The sequence below is a fragment of the Streptomyces sp. MMG1121 genome, assembly GCF_001280015.1.
GTDB lineage: Bacteria > Actinomycetota > Actinomycetes > Streptomycetales > Streptomycetaceae > Streptomyces.
Window position 1 is genome coordinate 1 of the sequence record NZ_LGDV01000121.1, and the last position, 301, is coordinate 301.

1 protein-coding gene is annotated in these 301 nt (G+C 64.5%); it reads right to left on the bottom strand.

The window, feature by feature from the left end:
- The coding region (locus ADK64_RS47160; RefSeq protein WP_234384553.1) for a hypothetical protein at positions 1-238 on the bottom strand (238 nt) is incomplete at its 3' end.
- Between the last annotated feature and the right edge of the window lie 63 nt (positions 239-301).

The window sequence follows — 301 nt, forward strand, 5'->3', positions numbered from 1 at the left end:
CCGAAGCCGGCACACCATCAGCCAAAGCCACCAACCCAGAACTCAGCACATCCACACCACCACCCACCACCACAGCACGATGAGGAAAAACCGCACGCGACGTCACCAACGACAACGCGACATCAGCAAAATCCACCACCGGCACACCAGCACCCTCGCCCTGCACAAACGACAGCAACCGACGCGCCTGCCCCGCCAACGCCTCCTCACTCCGCGCCGACAACACCCACGGCACCACACCCGAACCACACCCAGCACCCCCACCGGCCACCCCACCAGTGACCACGACCTCACCCTCAAC